17 protein-coding genes are annotated in these 15290 nt (G+C 41.6%); all 17 read left to right on the top strand.

What is annotated here, in order from left to right:
- Positions 1–15 precede the first annotated feature (15 nt).
- The 17 genes from mshL (at position 16) to rng (ending at position 15286) form a co-directional block, all read left to right on the top strand.
- On the top strand, positions 16–1680 hold the full coding sequence (gene mshL / locus L4C37_RS08690; RefSeq protein WP_137374393.1) for a pilus (MSHA type) biogenesis protein MshL: 1665 nt from the start codon (positions 16–18) through the stop codon (positions 1678–1680).
- A 16-nt stretch (positions 1681–1696) separates the two neighbouring features.
- Positions 1697–2536, top strand: coding sequence for an ExeA family protein (locus tag L4C37_RS08685; protein WP_429768348.1), 840 nt, complete (start codon positions 1697–1699; stop codon positions 2534–2536).
- Positions 2527–3726 (top strand): tetratricopeptide repeat protein, encoded by a 1200-nt coding sequence (locus L4C37_RS08680; RefSeq protein ID WP_429768347.1) that lies wholly within the window; start codon positions 2527–2529, stop codon positions 3724–3726. Before L4C37_RS08685 ends, L4C37_RS08680 begins: the two co-directional genes overlap by 10 nt.
- Complete coding sequence (mshE, locus tag L4C37_RS08675) at positions 3716–5440, top strand: MSHA fimbrial ATPase MshE (RefSeq protein WP_429768346.1); 1725 nt, start codon at positions 3716–3718, stop codon at positions 5438–5440. The genes L4C37_RS08680 and mshE overlap by 11 nt, the downstream gene beginning before the upstream one ends.
- Positions 5441–5451: 11 nt before the next feature.
- Positions 5452–6672 carry a type II secretion system F family protein gene (locus L4C37_RS08670; RefSeq protein ID WP_137374397.1) on the top strand — a complete coding sequence of 407 codons (1221 nt, stop codon included), beginning with the start codon at positions 5452–5454 and terminating at the stop codon, positions 6670–6672.
- Positions 6673–6675: 3 nt separating this feature from the next.
- Positions 6676–7131, top strand: a complete 456-nt coding sequence (locus L4C37_RS08665) for an MSHA biogenesis protein MshF (RefSeq protein ID WP_273294701.1) — start codon at positions 6676–6678, stop codon at positions 7129–7131.
- A 79-nt stretch (positions 7132–7210) separates the two neighbouring features.
- Positions 7211–7786: a prepilin-type N-terminal cleavage/methylation domain-containing protein gene (locus L4C37_RS08660; RefSeq protein ID WP_273294695.1), complete on the top strand. Its 576-nt coding sequence runs from the start codon at positions 7211–7213 to the stop codon at positions 7784–7786.
- A 35-nt stretch (positions 7787–7821) separates the two neighbouring features.
- Positions 7822–8292: a prepilin-type N-terminal cleavage/methylation domain-containing protein gene (locus tag L4C37_RS08655; protein WP_273294693.1), complete on the top strand. Its 471-nt coding sequence runs from the start codon at positions 7822–7824 to the stop codon at positions 8290–8292.
- Positions 8293–8422: 130 nt separating this feature from the next.
- Positions 8423–8920, top strand: a complete 498-nt coding sequence (locus L4C37_RS08650; RefSeq protein WP_273294691.1) for a type II secretion system protein — start codon at positions 8423–8425, stop codon at positions 8918–8920.
- Entirely contained in the window at positions 8917–9285 is a 369-nt protein-coding gene (locus L4C37_RS08645) for a type IV pilus modification PilV family protein (protein ID WP_429768344.1), read from the top strand. The genes L4C37_RS08650 and L4C37_RS08645 overlap by 4 nt, the downstream gene beginning before the upstream one ends.
- Positions 9285–10007 (top strand): PilW family protein, encoded by a 723-nt coding sequence (locus L4C37_RS08640; RefSeq protein ID WP_429768343.1) that lies wholly within the window; start codon positions 9285–9287, stop codon positions 10005–10007. Before L4C37_RS08645 ends, L4C37_RS08640 begins: the two co-directional genes overlap by 1 nt.
- Entirely contained in the window at positions 9997–10440 is a 444-nt protein-coding gene (locus L4C37_RS08635) for an MSHA biogenesis protein MshP (protein ID WP_273294685.1), read from the top strand. The genes L4C37_RS08640 and L4C37_RS08635 overlap by 11 nt, the downstream gene beginning before the upstream one ends.
- Before the next feature lie 277 nt (positions 10441–10717).
- On the top strand, positions 10718–11761 hold the full coding sequence (locus tag L4C37_RS08630; RefSeq protein ID WP_017062957.1) for a rod shape-determining protein: 1044 nt from the start codon (positions 10718–10720) through the stop codon (positions 11759–11761).
- Positions 11762–11855: 94 nt separating this feature from the next.
- Entirely contained in the window at positions 11856–12743 is an 888-nt protein-coding gene (mreC, locus tag L4C37_RS08625; protein ID WP_137374404.1) for a rod shape-determining protein MreC, read from the top strand.
- Complete coding sequence (mreD, locus tag L4C37_RS08620) at positions 12733–13221, top strand: rod shape-determining protein MreD (protein WP_137374405.1); 489 nt, start codon at positions 12733–12735, stop codon at positions 13219–13221. The genes mreC and mreD overlap by 11 nt, the downstream gene beginning before the upstream one ends.
- Positions 13222–13225: 4 nt before the next feature.
- Complete coding sequence (locus tag L4C37_RS08615) at positions 13226–13795, top strand: Maf family protein (RefSeq protein WP_167494060.1); 570 nt, start codon at positions 13226–13228, stop codon at positions 13793–13795.
- Positions 13796–13816: 21 nt separating this feature from the next.
- The gene (gene rng / locus L4C37_RS08610) at positions 13817–15286 is read left to right on the top strand and encodes a ribonuclease G (RefSeq protein ID WP_137374406.1); all 1470 of its coding nucleotides are present in this window, start codon (positions 13817–13819) and stop codon (positions 15284–15286) included.
- Positions 15287–15290 lie beyond the last annotated feature (4 nt).

Below are 15290 nucleotides of genomic sequence, written 5' to 3'. Positions count from 1 at the left end.
GGTTTGAGTGAAAAAATGCGAAAACTTGTCGTTGCAATCATAATCTCATCTTTAGCTGGCTGTTCAATGGGGCATCGTGATCCTGTTGAAATCAAAGAAGCCCTAAATGAATCTATTAATGAAGCTAACAGTCGAGCACTACAAGAGCTTCCATCGTCTGTACAAGATGATTTAATGCCTGAATTAGAGGCGGATACTGGTGGACGTAATACTGAGCTCGTTAAACGCTTTCGAATCCAAGCAAAAGATGTCGATGCTCGTACATTTTTTGCGAGCTTAGTGAAAGGAACTGAGTTTAGCGCAGCGATTCACCCAAGTGTCTCTGGTCGAGTTACGGTAAACCTAACAGACGTAACGCTTGATGAAGTCTTGAGTGTTATACAAGACATGTATGGTTATGATATTGAAAAGCGTGGCAAAGTCATTCAGATCTATCCAGCAGGCTTACGTACGGTCACTATTCCGGTTGATTACCTGCAAGTAAAGAGAACTGGACGTTCATTAACGACTATAACTACAGGCACGGTAAGTAATTCAGATTCTAGTTCTTCGAGTTCTAGCTCAAGTTCAAACTCGAACTCTTCTAACTCATCAAACTCTTCATCAAGCAGTACCGCTACTGGCGGAACTGAAATTGAAACGACCTCAGAAAGTGATTTTTGGCCTCAGCTAGAAACGGCTGTTTCTCAACTTATTGGTTCTGGTGATGGTCAAAGTGTAGTGGTTACACCGCAAGCGAGCGTTATTACCGTAAGGGCGTATCCAGACGAGATTCGAGAGGTGCGTCAATTCCTAGGTATTTCCCAGAAGCGTCTACAGCGTCAGGTGATACTTGAAGCTAAGATTCTAGAAGTGACATTAAGTGACGGCTATCAGCAAGGAATTAACTGGACGAAAATGTTCTCGTCTGGTGGTACAAATTACACGATTGGTGCTGGATCTATAGTTAAAGATACCGCCGGTGCTATTGTACCTTCAACTCTTCCTGGTCTAGATGCTATTGGCGCGGCACTTGGGGGACAGTCCAATATTGTGATCTCCAGTGGCAGTTTTGAAGCTGTGCTGAGCTTTATGGATACTCAAGGTGACTTAAACGTACTCTCTAGCCCAAGAGTGACTGCTTCCAATAATCAAAAAGCCGTAATTAAAGTCGGTACTGATGAATACTATGTGACTGACCTATCAAGCTCTGTTGGCAGCGGAGATAATGCGAACGTGGCACCTGAAGTTGAATTGACGCCGTTTTTCTCTGGTATATCTCTTGATGTGACTCCGCAAATTGATGATAAAGGGAACGTATTTTTACATGTACATCCAGCAGTTATTGAAGTGGAAGAAGAGACCAAGCAGCTTAACTTAGGTTCATCTACGGGTGATGTTATTTTGCCTCTTGCTAAAAGCTCTATTCGTGAATCAGATTCAGTGATTCGAGCTCGAGATGGTGATGTAGTTGTGATCGGTGGCTTGATGAAATCGAATAACTCCGAAATAGTGTCGAAAGTTCCTTTCTTAGGTGATATTCCAGCTCTAGGGCATCTATTTAGAAATACTTCTCAAATCACTCAAAAAACAGAACTTGTGATCTTGTTAAAGCCGACGATTGTTGGTGTTAATACATGGCAAAAAGAGTTAGAACGCTCTCGTGATTTGCTTCAACAGTGGTTTCCTGATGAAGAGTAGAGGTTAATTCTACTGAATGTATCAATCTCACTTTGGTTTTGAGCGTCAGCCCTTTGCGTTAACGCCTAATACGGACTTGTTTTACGGATTGCCTCCTCATTTTGAGGCAATTCAAACCGTAATCTCAGCATTAAAGATGGGAGAAGGGGTTATCAAAGTCACTGGTGAAGTAGGGACTGGTAAGACAATGGTTTGCAGAATGTTAGTTAACCATCTGCAAGAATCATCAGCACTTATTTACCTACCTAACCCTGTATTATCCGGTGCTGATTTAAGACAAGCAGTCGCGACAGAATTAGGCTTGAGCATTGAGAATGAAGTGACAATTGTCGATGAAATTCAGCACAAGTTGATTGAGCTGCATAAAGTAGGAAGAAGGGCTGTTGCGGTGTTAGATGAGGCTCAGGTTCTTTCTGATGAAACGCTGGAAACGCTGCGATTATTTGGCAATTTAGAAACTGAAGATGAAAAATTACTTCAACTTGTTTTGCTAGGACAACCGGAGTTAGATGAGCGGCTAGAAGCCCATCATTTACGGCAATTTCGGCAAAGGATAAGTTTTAGCTCTAAGCTGAGATCATTAAAACTTGATGAAACGGTAGCCTATATTGGTAACCGTATTGAAAAATCTGGCGGGAATGATGATGTGTTTACGTTGAGCCATAAAAAAGCGATATGGCGCTCTTCTCGTGGGATACCAAGACTAATCAACCAACTTTGTCATAAAGCACTCTTACTTTGTTATAGCGAGCAGAAAGATAAAGTTGAGAATCAACATTTATTTATAGCAATGCATGAAACCTATGATGTGGCTAAGCCTAAATTTAAAACCCCAATGTTGTGGGGATGGGATTAACTATGAGTGTTATTAACAACGCTTTATCTGAGCTATCTAAGAAAGACGCATCGCCCTCGATAGAGGCGGCGGTCATTCCACCAGTGAAAGGGCGCTCTCCATGGGTTTGGGTTGCTGCCGGTTTTGGGATTAGTTTAACTGTCGGAGGGTGGGCGATATCTCAGTCACCAACCATTGACTATACTGATTCAATTTCGAATTCCGCTCCTACTCAATCAAGCATGCAAGTAGAAGAGATTTCAAGTCGTGTTATCACACCTATCACTCAAAAAATTATTGTGCCGGCATCTTTGTCTGATTCTCAAGAGATCGTATTAGCTGCAGACCCTGCTAAAGGTATCATCAAGGAAAATAAAACAACGAACCTTAAACCAGTCGTTGTGGAACAAAAGAAAGCAGAACCCACTTCTAATCAGTCATCTGAAAAAAGAAAAGAAGTGACACCTGCACTTGTGGCAAAAGTGGCTCAGAAAGACACACCTCAAGTCACTTCCCTCACTAAAGCAGCTAAGCCAAAACAAACTTCTGAAGTAACTACAAGCACAGAGGGGCAAAGTAATGCTTCATCCGCAATTCTTATAGAGCAAGTCGAGCTTACACCTGAGCAGTTAGCTGATAATGCGATTGGTCGGGCTAAAAAAGCATTAGATGGTAATGACTTACTCACTGCGCTGACCAGTTATACTGAAGCGCTGCGCTATACGCCTCGTAATGAAGATGTGAGACAAAAGCTTGCCATACTTTATTTTGGTAAAGGTGATACACGTAAAGCTTATGAGCTACTGCAAACTGGTATTCGTTTGAATACAGACAGTGAAGGGTTACGACTCGGCTTATCTAAGTTGTTAATTAAGGCAAATCAGTCTGAAGCGGCTTTAAGCCCGCTAGTCCACCTTCCACCTAAACCAAGTAAAGACTATTTATCAATGCGTGCCGCTTTAAGCCAAAAAGCTCAGCAAGAACAGATGGCGCTAGAAAGTTATCAAGAGTTAGTCAACATTGATGGTGATAATGCGCGCTGGTGGCTAGGGCTAGGCATACAGCAAGAGCGTCAATTTGATTTAACTGGTGCGACTCACTCGTATGAGCAAGCCTTAGTCAGGGTTGGGATCTCATCTCAATCACAGAACTTCGTCCGTGACAGGTTAAAAATATTGAAAGATTTAGAGGGAACGACGAGTGCAAATTAGATTAAGAAAGCGCCTTGGTGACTTATTAGTTGAAGAAGGGATCATCACAGAACCCCAAGTTCAGCAGGCATTAGCTGCTCAAAAGAGTACTGGTCGGAAGTTGGGTGATGCACTTATTGAGCTGGGTTTTTTATCTGAACAACAAATGCTGACTTTCTTATCGCAGCAGTTAGATATTCCACTTATCGATTTAAGTCGTGCCAATGTTGATATTGATGCTGTACAGCTTTTACCTGAAGTTCATGCTCGTCGATTAAGAGCGTTAGTCATTGGTCGTAATGGCGATACCTTAAGAATTGCTATGAGTGACCCCGCCGACTTGTTCGCTCAAGAATCGTTATTAGGTCAACTTGGTGATTATGCTATAGAGTTCGTTATAGCACCTGAAAGGCAGCTTGTTGACGGCTTCGATCGTTACTATCGTCGAACAAAAGAAATTGCTTCATTTGCTGAGCAATTGCAAGCAGAGCATCAGGTAACGGAAGCTTTCGATTTTGATATCACTGATGAAGATAGTGATGAAGTTACCGTCGTAAAATTGATTAACTCTTTATTTGAAGATGCTATTCAAGTGGGTGCCTCGGATATCCATATTGAGCCTGATGCTAATGTATTGCGACTGCGTCAACGTATCGATGGTGTGTTGCATGAAACGCTCTTAAATGAAGTCAACATAGCGTCGGCGTTAGTTCTACGTTTAAAGTTGATGGCAAATCTCGATATATCTGAAAAGCGTTTGCCTCAAGATGGTCGATTTAACATTCGTGCAAAAGGTCAATCGGTTGATATTCGTATGTCGACTATGCCAGTACAGCATGGTGAATCGGTTGTGATGCGTTTGCTTAATCAATCTGCGGGTTTAAGAAAATTAGAAGAATCAGGTTTACCTGCGGATTTACTTGTAAGGTTAAGGTCTCAATTACGTCGTCCTCATGGAATGATCTTGGTTACAGGCCCAACGGGGTCGGGTAAAACAACCACTCTTTATGGTGCTTTAACGGAACTTAACCAAGCAAGTAAGAAAATCATTACAGCGGAAGATCCCGTTGAGTATCGCTTACCACGTATTAACCAAGTTCAGATTAATCCTAAGATCAACTTAGATTTCTCTAATGTGCTACGAACATTCTTACGTCAGGATCCCGATATTATTCTTATTGGTGAGATGCGTGATCATGAAACGGTAGAGATAGGTTTAAGAGCCGCACTGACTGGTCACTTAGTTTTAAGTACTTTACATACCAACGATGCAGTTGATAGTGCTCTGCGTATGATGGATATGGGAGCACCTGGTTACTTGGTTGCAAGTGCCGTTCGGGCAGTAGTAGCCCAGAGACTGGTGAGAAAGGTTTGTACTGATTGTAAAGTTGATGATGAATTAGATGAAGCGAGAAAGCAGTGGCTGAATGTTCGTTTCCCCAATCAATCGTCTGCATCCTTTACTAAAGGTCGAGGTTGTCAGAACTGCAATCTGACAGGGTATAAAGGTCGAATTGGTGTATTTGAAATGTTGGAATTAGAACATCACATGATGGACGCACTAAGAGCAAATGATGCTGTTGGTTTTGCTCATGCTGCTCGCCAATCTAAAAACTACAAACCGTTATTGGCATCCGCAATGGAGTTGGCATTGCAAGGCATTGTGAGTTTAGATGAAGTGATGAATTTAGGTGAAGGAGATGCATCAGGCTCAGCCGATGCTATCTTGCTTTAGGAAGGTAAGTTATGCCAACGTATCGCTATGTCGGTCGAAGTTCAGATGGAAGCCAAGTTTCAGGTCAAGTGGAAGCTAACTCTGAAGATCTAGCTGCAGAAAGCTTGATGGGGAAAGGTATTATTCCTACCTCTATTTCGCTGGGAAGCAGCGGTTCGATGCTTAATATGGATGTATCGGCTTTATTTACGCCGAAGGTACCGCTAGAGGTGCTCGTCTTATTTTGTCGACAGCTATTCAGCTTGACCAAAGCTGGCGTTCCGCTTCTTCGATCAATGAAAGGCTTAACGCAAAATTGTGAAAATAAGCAGCTAAAATCAGCCCTTGAAGAAGTAGTAGCTGAGCTGACAAATGGTCGTGGGTTATCTGCCTCAATGCAGATGCACCCTAAAGTATTCACCCCCTTATTTGTTTCTATGATCAGTGTCGGTGAAAATACCGGTCGCTTAGACCAGGCATTATTACAACTTGCAGGATATTACGAGCAAGAAGTGGAAACGCGAAAACGAATAAAAACAGCAATGCGATACCCAACCTTCGTGATCAGTTTTATTGTGATTGCTTTGTTTGTTTTGAATGTAAAAGTAATCCCACAGTTTTCAAGCATGTTCAGCCGGTTCGGAGTTGATTTACCTCTCCCTACCCGTATTTTGATTGGCATGTCTGATTTCTTTGTAAATTATTGGGGGCTGCTTGTTGGTATTATATTTGGTCTTATCTTTGCTTTTAAAACCTGGAAAGGAACAGATAAAGGCTTAGAAACTTGGGACAAATTCCGCTTAAAAATGCCCGTTATTGGCGGGGTTGTGAATAGAGCCCTATTGTCTCGATTTTCTCGAACTTTTGCTTTAATGCTAAAAGCGGGTGTACCTCTTAACCAATCTTTATCATTATCGGCAGAGGCTTTAGATAACCGATTTTTAGAGTTACGAGTACTCGAAATGAAAGCCGCAATTGAGGCGGGAAGCACGGTTTCTTCGACGGCAATTAATAGTGAAATATTTACCCCTTTGGTTATTCAAATGATTTCGGTTGGTGAAGAAACTGGTCAAATCGATGAGCTACTTTTAGAAGTATCAGATTTTTACGATCGAGAAGTGGACTACGACCTAAAAACATTAACAGCAAGGATCGAACCTTTTTTGCTTGTCATCGTTGCAGGCATGGTATTGATTCTAGCCCTAGGTATTTTCTTACCTATGTGGGGAATGTTAGACGCAATTAAGGGCTAAGCTATTATTTTTGAGCAACGCCGCGCGCGGTTTGTTATATGGTTTTCATTAATCGTTATTTTATTAATGACCTTGATGAGTGCTTGGCAATCTGTTGAAGAAGAAGCAACAAATACTGCTGTGATTGTCGCGAGTAAGCGAATGCTGGAGAGAGCAAATTTATTTAAGCAACAATATTTATTGTATGGAAAGAAAAATATAGCGGAAACTAGCGATGAAATTCACTATAGCAATACGGGGTGGCTTTTACCGATAGCAGAAGACAGCCGGAGCTGTGATTTTTGGCTTTCTCAGCTTTATCCCAAAAAACAGATTTTAGGAGTAGGCTCCCCTATTATCGAAGATATGAGTGATCAAACGCAGTTTCATTGTCGTTATCATTATACAAATAAGTATCAAATTGATGTGCAGCTCAATCAAGAGCGTTTTAATATAAAGGCCAATATATTGGCTTTATGATTTTTTGACAGTATTTGATGTTTCATATACATGCGTAAATGTATAATATGTTATACCAATTAGATGAGTAGGTAGAAAAATGATTAAAAATCAAAAGGGTTTCTCCCTTGTCGAATTAGTTGTTGTGATAGTTGTTGTTGGTTTATTAGCAGTTGCAGCCCTTCCTAAATTTTTGGATGTGACTGATGAAGCAAAAAAAGCAAGCATAGAAGGTGTCGCAGGTGGCTTTGCTACTGGCGTATTATCAGCAAGAGCACAATGGGAAGCCGAAGCTAGACCTTCAGAAACCATTGGTGGTGAAGTGTACAATACGGTAAATTATGATGGTGTCGACTTTTGGTTAACAAGATCAAAAGACAGTGGCAATGTTGATACTGATTTCCGTGATGGCTACCCATGGGCTTTGAATGAGAACTCGACTTCTTTCCCTGGAAGCATTACAGATACAGCATGTGTCGAATTAATGGATAATCTACTTCAAAATCCGCCTAAAGTTGGTACTTTGACTGAAGTAGCAAGTAGTGAAAATTTCAAGTATTCGGCGCAAGCGGATAGTGAAAACTCTTACTGTACTTATATTCAATTAGAAGGCAGTACGGAGCATCAATTCGTTTACGAAATTAAAACTGGTCGTGTGACCGTAACTTTGCAGTAACCCTGCTTATATTGAAACATAGAGAGAGTCCAACTATGAAAAAACAAGGCGGTTTCACCCTAATTGAGTTAGTGGTAGTAATTGTTATTTTAGGTATTTTAGCAGTAACTGCTGCACCTCGCTTTCTGAACCTGCAAGACGATGCTCGTGCTTCTTCTTTACAAGGTTTGAAAGGTGCTATCGATGGCGCTGCCGGTATTGTTTATGGTAAAGCGGCTATTGATGGTGTTGAAGCTTTAGCTGGTGGGGAGGCAAGTGCTGCAGTAGAAAATATTACTACCGCATTTGGCTATCCGACTGCTGATGATGACGGTATTGTTTCAGCTGTAACTGGTCTTAATACAGATTGGTCACAAGTGACTGTATCTGGTGCTTCAGCAACTAGTATTAGTTTCGGTTTCAATACAACTGATGAAACTTGTATCGTGACATATCAACAGGCAACCGGTACAACAGCTGCCTCTGCTGCAACTACTTCTGTTACACAAGGTGCTGGCTGTCAGTAATCTTTAGTAAAAGGCTGGTATTGACCAGCCTTTTCTTTATCTATTCCTTCTAAACATATACACCAGCTTACACGCCTTTTTTCATTTTACCTTATAATCTAGATATACAAATTAATCACTTAGGGCTTATATGGATCTAAAGTCAAACAGCGGTTTCACCTTAGTGGAATTAATTGTAGTGATTCTTTTACTCGCGATTATTTCAGCGGTTGCCATAAGTCGCTTTGGTGGACGTCAGAGTTACGAACTGTATGCTCTGCAAGAGCAGGTTTCTTCTATTGTTCGGCAAGTTCAGTTAAATCGAATGCAATCAAATATGGATATGTCAGCTTCTGGCGCTGAAGATTTACGTTTGGTGGCTGAGAACAATTGCATCGGTTCACAATCTGCTTGTTCAAAATTATCTGAAACGAGAAGTGATGTTATCACTAGTGATAACTATAGCTTTTCATCTGTACCAGCATCGAACTCTTCTTCTCCAATTGAATTCAGCCTTTTAGGCAATCCAGAAAATACAGCCTCGTCAGGCGTTCAAGTTACAATCTCATCAAATAATACTTCAGACAGAGCTTGGGTTTGCATTAATTCTCAAGGGTTTGTTTATCCAAGTAATCAGGTATGCCCATGAACATAAAGAATGGGAAGAGCGGCTTCACACTCATCGAATCCATTATTGTGATTGTACTTTTGGGTTTTGCAATGCTCGCATTCTCAACATTTCTTGCTCCGCAATCTGCGCTTTCAGGGCAAGTGAATTATTCCAATCGAGCGTCTGCACTGGGTCAGAGCATTATGACGGATCTTCTCGCTCGAGATTATGGGTCAGTAAGCTCCGGAACACCGATAGTTCTTGGCAGCTCTTATACTAATTTTAATGTAAATCTAACGGTTGATGACAATAACCCAACGGCTTCAATGCAAAAAATGACGCTAATAATTACCGCCAGTAATAACCCTCCTATTACGTTAGTTGCCTTTAAAGGGGAGTACTAATGAAAGTTAAAGGCTTTACGTTGATAGAGATGATTTTGGCAATTGTGATTTCAAGTATAGTCATGCTTGGGGTTGCTAACTTTACGGAATTAGGGATGAGAGGCTATTTCGGTTCTGTAGAGCGTTTTCGGTTACAAACGGAAGCTAGGTTTGTGCTAGAGAAGCTGTCCCGCGAAGTGAGACATGCAGTACCCAATATATTCCCATCAGCAGTGAGCAGTGGCTGTGTTTCCTTTTACCCGATTGTCGATTCAGGTTTTTATGCGGTTTCAGGAAGTGATATTAATTTTTTAGTTAGTGATGCAGGGGCAACCAGCGCATCATTACAATCCATGTCTTTAGTTATCAACCCTACGCAACCTCACACAGCTGTGAGTGGCGGCGTCAATAATGTATTTTCTCTTAGTGGTATCACATCACTACCCTCGGAAGATTTCTTCACTATACCTAGTGGTGCAACTAGTCTCATTGGTGGATCTGTGAGCAACAGGCATTATGTCTTTGATGAAAATAATCTAGTCGAATACTGCCTTGCTGCTAATAATCTAATGACTAGAAATGGCATAATTATAAGCGACCGAATTGTCGTCGATAATAGTGTTTTGAGTTATCAGCCCGCGACTGTGCAAAGCAATGGGTTGGTAGAAGTGATTCTAGAATTTGAAGAAAATAACGAATCGACAATGTTTGAGCAAGATATACAGGTGATCAATGTCCCGTAAATCAAATCAAGAAGGCAGTATGCTGATCATTGTTATTTTCATCATTGTGGTGCTTGGTTTTCTTGCCGCGAGTTTGAGCCGAACGAGTTGGTCAGATAATGATTCAAATACCAGAACAGTTTTGGGAACACAAGCTTGGCTGTTAAGCCATTCAGTGAATGAGTATGTTATGACGCAATTTTATCCTGATCCCGATCCGTTATCTTCTTCAGCAGTCTCTACTGTTTGTATTGATCCTATGCCGGGAGCTGTTATTACGGTTGCAAACAACATAGTTGCTGAGTCTGCAATGAACTGTTCTCTTAACCAACTACAATGTTCAAGCCGGGGTGAGTTAGATGGTTTGGTTTTTTATGTTTTAGAGTCATCGGTTATTTGTGGTTCAGGAATTAGCCAAGTCCAACGAAATCAAGAAGTGTGGGTGAGGGAATAATAAAGTGATACACCATGACTAAGATACACTTGAGAAGAAGAACCTTGATCTATTGTTACGTTTGGTATTTATCGAGGTAGTGATCGAGTCATTTTCCGTGGAGAAAGTGGGCTCATTGGTCAGTAATAAATATAAAATTTAGCGGTTAAGTAAGGAATCTGTCAGAAATTGCGGGTTTCAGTCCATGTTTATACTTCAATGCCTTGCCGTGACAGCAAGGCATTGGTACATTTAGTGCAATTTTTGTCTTCTAATTCTTGCAGGATGAGCGAAGAATATGTTTAAAAAACTTCGTGGCATGTTTTCAAACGACCTATCGATTGATCTAGGTACAGCCAATACCCTTATTTATGTTAAAGGCCAAGGCATTGTTCTTGATGAGCCTTCCGTTGTAGCTATTCGCCAAGATCGTGCGGGTTCTGCAAAAAGTGTTGCAGCTGTTGGTCACGCTGCTAAGCAAATGCTTGGTCGTACTCCAGGTAATATTTCTGCTATTCGTCCAATGAAAGATGGCGTTATTGCAGACTTTTACGTAACCGAAAAGATGCTTCAGCACTTTATCAAACAAGTGCATGACAACAGCGTACTTAAACCAAGCCCGCGTGTTTTGGTTTGTGTTCCTTGTGGTTCAACGCAAGTTGAGCGTCGTGCTATCCGTGAATCAGCGCTAGGTGCTGGTGCTCGTGAGGTTTATCTTATCGATGAGCCAATGGCCGCAGCGATTGGTGCTGGCTTGCGTGTATCTGAACCAACGGGTTCAATGGTTGTTGATATCGGTGGTGGTACAACTGAAGTAGCGGTTATCTCACTGAACGGCGTAGTTTACTCGTCTTCTGTTCGTATCGGTGGTGACCGTTTTGATGAAGCGATCATCAACTACGTTCGTCGCAACTACGGCAGCTTGATCGGTGAAGCAACAGCAGAGAAGATCAAACATGAAATCGGTTCAGCTTACCCAGGCGATGAAGTAGAAGAGATCGAAGTTCGTGGTCGTAACCTCGCTGAAGGTGTACCGCGTAGCTTTAGCCTAAACTCAAACGAAATCCTTGAAGCTCTTCAAGAGCCGCTATCTGGTATTGTATCTGCAGTGATGGTTGCACTTGAACAGTGTCCGCCAGAACTTGCTTCTGATATTTCAGAAAACGGTATGGTACTGACTGGTGGTGGTGCACTGCTTAAAGATCTTGATCGTCTGCTAACAGAAGAAACAGGTATTCCTGTTGTTGTAGCAGAAGAACCTCTGACATGTGTAGCTCTTGGTGGCGGTAAAGCGCTTGAGATGATCGACATGCATGGCGGCGATCTGTTCAGCGAAGAATAATCATTCAGTGTTAGGCTATTTTGTCTTTAACGTAAATACAAAATAGCCTAGGACCTTGTCTATAGGATCACATATAGCTCTAGGACCCATATAAATGAAGCCAATTTTTGGTAGAGGCCCTTCTCTACAATTGCGCCTGTTTTTTGCTGTAATCGTATCAGCCAGCCTTATGCTGGCTGATAGTCGTTTAGATGCTTTCTCAAATGTCCGCTATCTATTGAATAGCATGGTTGCTCCAATTCAGTACACTGCGAATCTTCCACGCACTATGTTTGATGGTGTGTATGAAAGGTTTAATACTCGTCAAGGGCTTATTGAATCAAGCCACTCTCTAAAGAGAGAGGTTTTACGCCTAAAAAGTGAGCTCATTCTTCTTGAGCAGTACCAAGAAGAAAACCAGCGTTTACGTAAACTCCTTGGATCTCCCTTTGTTCGTGATGAAAGAAAAGTAGTAACTGAAGTCATGGCAGTCGACACCTCACCTTATCGCCATCAAGTAGTGATAGATAAAGGCACTATTGATGGTGTGTATGAAGGTCAGCCTGTCATTAATGAAAAGGGTATTGTTGGGCAAGTGACGTTTGTTGCTGCACACAATAGTCGAGTGCTACTACTTACTGATGCAAATAATGCGATTCCTGTGCAAGTTATTCGTAACGATATCCGTGTTATTGCTTCTGGTAACGGAAAAGTTGATGAAATTCAGCTGGAACACATTCCAACAAGCACTGATATTCAAGAGGAAGACATGCTTGTTACATCAGGACTAGGTGGTATTTATCCTGAGGGTTACCCAGTCGCTTATGTTTCATCGGTTAATTATGATCCTCAGCGTGAGTTCGCGGTGATCAAAGCAGAGCCTGTGGTTGAGTTTGATCGACTTAGATATTTATTGCTGATTTGGCCGGATGAAAATAAACAATTACAAGTCGAGAAATCGAGTATTGAGCAAGTCATGCTAGAGGGTGAAAATGGCCAATAGTGTATTGAGAAGTAAAATCGTTATCGGCTGCTCCTTTTTGGTTGCACTGGTTTTACAAACGATCCCATGGCCTGGCAGTTTAGATTTATTCCGACCATCTTGGTTGCTATTAGTCACTTGCTATTGGGTATTGGCATTGCCACACCGAGTTAACGTGGGAACCGCTTTGATTTTAGGTCTACTCTGGGATCTACTTATTGGTTCTACCCTCGGCATTCGAGGGATGATGATATCCATAGTGGTTTATATCATCGCTTTAAACTTCTTGGTTATTCGTAATTTAGCTTTATGGCAACAAGCCTTGATCATTGCAGCGCTGACCGTTTTGTTCGAAGTATTTATATTCTTTGGTGAATATTTGATCCAGGATGTGGTATTCAACCCATTGTCGCTATGGAGTGCATTGATAAACTGTATACTTTGGCCATGGATGTTTTTGTTAATGAGGCGTGTTCGACGTCATTGGCATGTTAGGTAATGTAATGATTGAGCAACATAAATTAATTTTAGCGTCAGGCTCACCGCGTAGAAAAGAGCTTCTTAGCCAATTGGGTTATGAGTTTTCTATCCTGATTACTGATATTGAAGAAGTAAAACAAGATCAAGAACTTCCGGAAGAGTACGTAAAGCGTCTATCTTTAGAGAAGGCAATGGCTGGTTTAGCTTTATCAGAAAGCGATGCCGTTGTACTTGGCTCTGATACGGTTGTGGTTAGCCATGGAAAAGTGCTAGAAAAACCAAAAGATTACGATGATTCAAAGCGAATGCTTGAGCAATTATCAAATAGCCAACACCAAGTGATGACTGCAGTCTCCGTGGTGACGGGCGAAAAGCAAAAAACAGACGTTGTTATTACAGACGTATGGTTTAAGCCCCTTAGCGAAAAAGAAATAGAACAATATTGGCAATCTGGGGAGCCATGCGATAAAGCAGGTAGTTATGGTATTCAAGGGCTTGGAGGACGTTTTGTCACCCGAGTTGAAGGTAGTTTTTACGCCGTAGTCGGCTTACCTTTATTTGAAACAGACCAACTACTGCAAGAATTCTTATAGTTTTAAAATTTGAGGTGCACCATGAGTGCTGAATTGCTGCTGAACGTGACTCCGAGTGAAACTCGTGTGGCCATGATTGAAGGGGGATCTCTTCAAGAAATCCATATAGAACGTGATTCGAGACGTGGGATCGTTGGAAATATTTATAAAGGTCGAGTAAGTCGAGTCTTGCCGGGGATGCAAGCTGCGTTTGTAGATATTGGGCTTGAAAAAGCTGCATTTTTACACGCGTCAGATATTGTTCCGCATACTGAATGTGTTGCAGAAAATGAAAAGAAGCAATTTCAGGTTCGTGATATTTCAGAACTCGTTCGTCAAGGACAAGACATCGTTGTACAAGTAGTTAAAGATCCGCTTGGAACAAAAGGTGCTCGTTTAACTACGGATATTACTTTGCCTTCTCGCTACCTAGTATTTATGCCTGGTGCGAGTCATGTTGGCGTTTCTCAACGTATAGAAACCGAATCTGAACGTAACCGCTTGAAGAAAGTTGTATCTGGTTACTGTGATGAGCATGGTGGCTTTATTATCCGAACGGCTGCTGAAGGGGCTGATGCCCATGAACTTTCTCAAGATGCAGCTTTCTTAAAACGCTTGTGGTTAAAAGTACTTGAGCGCAAAGGCAAGCATAAAGCCCGTACTCGTTTGTATGGTGAGTTGTGTTTAAGTCAACGTATTTTACGTGACTTTGTTGGTACTGAACTGAGTAAGATCCAAGTCGATTCACGGCAAGAATTTGAAAACTTGAAAGAGTTTACTTCTGAATATGTACCTGAATTAACGGATAAACTCGAGCTATACGAAGGTGATAAGCCAATCTTTGATATGTACGATACGGAAAACGAAATTCAGCGTTCTCTTGATCGTAAAGTAGAGCTTAAATCTGGTGGATACTTGATCATTGATCAAACGGAAGCCATGACCACTGTCGATATCAATACCGGGGCTTTTGTTGGTCGCCGTAACCTTGAAGAAACCATTTTCAATACCAATGTGGAAGCGACTCAGGCGATAGCTCGCCAATTACGTCTTCGTAATTTAGGTGGCATTATCATTATCGACTTTATTGATATGCTCTCTGAAGAACATCGTAAGCGTGTCCTTACTTCATTAGAAGCGGCACTTGATAAAGACCGAGTTAAAACCAACATTAATGGTTTCACACAACTTGGTCTAGTTGAAATGACCCGTAAGCGTACACGAGAAAGTATTGAACATATCCTTTGCTCTAGCTGTCCTACTTGTGAAGGCAGAGGTAGCGTCAAAACAGTCGAAACGGTGTGTTATGAAATATTGCGAGAAATCACTCGTGTTAACCGAGCTTATGATGCCGATAAGTTTGTTGCTTACGCTTCACCAGCTGTGGCTGAAACATTAGAAGGCGACGAGTCTCACGCATTAGCGGAGCTTAAAGTCTTCATTGGAAAAGACGTTAAAATTCAAGCTGAACCTCTATATATTCAGGAACAGTTTGACGTAGTCATGATGTAGTAGG

Origin of the sequence: Vibrio kagoshimensis, from assembly GCF_050337535.1 — a bacterium.
Classification (GTDB): domain Bacteria; phylum Pseudomonadota; class Gammaproteobacteria; order Enterobacterales; family Vibrionaceae; genus Vibrio; species Vibrio gallaecicus.
Note: the sequence above shows the minus strand (reverse complement) of the source record. Positions and strands in the feature narration are given on the sequence as shown.